Annotated in this window: 1 protein-coding gene; it reads right to left on the minus strand. The window is 68.4% G+C overall.

The window, feature by feature from the left end:
• On the minus strand, nucleotides 1-2,439 hold a 2,439-nt coding region (locus N5E02_RS20845; RefSeq protein WP_279946726.1), incomplete at both ends, for an EAL domain-containing protein.

The following is a 2,439-nucleotide window of genomic DNA, read 5'->3' on the forward strand; positions in this document are numbered from 1 at the left end:
ATGATCCGCTCCAGCGGCGCCGGCCGCCCCAGCAGGTAGCCCTGCACCTGGTCGCAGCCATGCGCAGCCAACCAGTCCAGCTGCCCCGGCGTTTCAACGCCCTCGGCGATGATGGTCAGGCCCATGCTGTGGCCGAGCGACAGCAATGCGCGGCAGATCGAAGCGTTGCGCGGATTGGTTTCCACGTCCGCCACGAAACTGCGATCGATTTTCAGGATGTCCAGCGGCAGGTGCTGCAGGTAGGACATGCTGGAATAGCCGGTGCCGAAATCGTCCAGCGACACGCTGATGCCCTGCTCGTGCAGGCGCTGCATGGTCTGCATCGCCTGCGCCGGCTTGCGCATCAGGCTGCTCTCGGTCAGCTCCACGTGCAGTGCGCCGCGGGCCAGTCCGAACTCCTGCTGGACGCGGGTGAACTCGGCCACCAGGTCGCTGTTGAAGAACTGCACTGCCGACACGTTGACTGCGATCGGCAGCTCGCCCCAACCGGCCTCGACCAACCGCCGCTGTGCCTTCGCCGCGGCGCGGATCACCCAGCGGCCCAGTGCCAGGATCAACCCGGTGTCCTCGCACAGCTGGATGAACTCGTTGGGCGGGATGAAGCTGCCATCGGCCTGCGGCCAGCGCAGCAGGGCCTCCAGCGCGGCCGGGCTGCCATCGCTGGCGTGCCGGATCGGCTGGAAGTACAGCTGGAACTCGTTGTCGATGGCGGCATGGATGCGCCCGGCCAGGCGCAGGCGGTCGGCCAGCCGCGTGGTCACTGCCGCATCGAACCAGACCACCACGTTGCCCTCGGCACGCGCCGCGTGCGCGGCCTGCGCGGCCTGCGCGGCCATGCCGATCACCTGCTCGGCGCTGTGGCCGTCACCGGCAGTGTGCACGGCCACACCGATGCGCGGTTCGAACTGGTGCAGTGAATCCTTGCCACGCATCGGCGCTGACACGATCTGCAGCAGGTCATCCAGCACGCGCTGGGTATCGTGCTCGGCCCCGATCGCGAACACGAAGTCTTCCGCCGGCTGGAATGCCAGCGTGCCGCAACGCGCCCCCAGTCCACCGAGCCGGGTCGCCATCGACTGCAGCACCGCATCGCCGATCTCACGGCCCAGCGTATCGGCCACAAGCTGCAGGCCACGCAACTGCACGAAGGCGATGGTGTAGCCCTGCTGCTGCTCGTCCAGCTGTTCGGTCAGGGCGCGCACGTTGAGCAGGCCAGTGGCCGGGTTGTGCCGTGCCCGATAGGCCAGGTCGCGCTCGTAGGCCAGCCGTTCGCTGACATCCTCGGCCAGCACGAGGCACGCGGGTTGTCCGTCGAAATCGAGCCTGGACAGGTGTGCGCGCACCTCGAACACACTACCGTCCTTGCGCCGGTGCAGGCGTACGGTCGCGTCCGGAGGATCGCCCACCTGTGCGCGCTGGATGGCACCACGCACTTCGTCCCAGCCTTCGCGCGGGCGGATGTCGAGGATGCTCATCGACAGAAACTCGTCGCGGCTGTAGCCGTACTGGCGCACCGCAGCGTCGTTGACCTCGATGAAGCGCAGCGTATCCGGGTCGAACACCCAGAACGGTGCAGGATTGCGGTCGAACAGCAGCCGGAAGCGGCGCTCGACCTCGCTCACCTGCTCGCGCGCCTGGTAACGCTCACTCAGGTCGGTCAGCGCCCCGATCATGCGCCGCTCGCTGTCGGCCACTTCCACCCGCTGCCCACGTGCGCCCACCCAGCGCACCTCGCCCCCGGGCAATACCAGGCGGAACACCTGGTCGAGCACGGCGCTGCCGGCGAATGCCTGGTCAAAGGCATGCTGCAGGCGCGCGGCATCGTCGCGGTGCACGCGTGCGAAGAAATCGGCCACCGGCAGCGCATCGGTCTGCACGCCAAAGATCTCGCGCGCCAGCGGCGACCAGCGCAGCAGTGCGGCGTCCTCATCCACGTACCAGGTACAGACACGACCGACCTGGTGCGCAAGACGCAGCTCGGCGTGGCCTGTTTTCAGCTCCTCGGCCATGGCCTGCTGGCTGCGGGTGCTGCGCCGCACGGCGTACAGCAGCACCAGCAACACCGCGATGTAAGCCAGTACGATCGCCACCGACGCCTGCAGGTACGGCCACCACGGCGCCAGTACGTCTTCGTCGGCCAGGCCGACCTGCACCGCCAGCGGGCTGTGTTCCAGCGTGCTGATGGTGATGATGCGCGGTACGCCGTCGACCACACCCGGCACGCTTCCCAGCTCGACCACCGCCTGCATGCCGAGCAGGTCACGGCGCGGCAGGTCGTAGCGGCGGCCCACCGTGCCGTGCGGATCAGGCACGCGGGCCAGCATGTAACCCTCGGCATCGCTGATCGAGACCAGTCCGTTGGGGCCGACATCGAGGCCGCCGACGATGCGTTGCAGTTCGCCACAGCGCAGCCGCGCCAGCAGCCAGCGCCCGTCGGCC

Origin of the sequence: Stenotrophomonas sp. GD03777, from assembly GCF_029842485.1 — a bacterium.
Lineage (GTDB): Bacteria > Pseudomonadota > Gammaproteobacteria > Xanthomonadales > Xanthomonadaceae > Stenotrophomonas > Stenotrophomonas sepilia.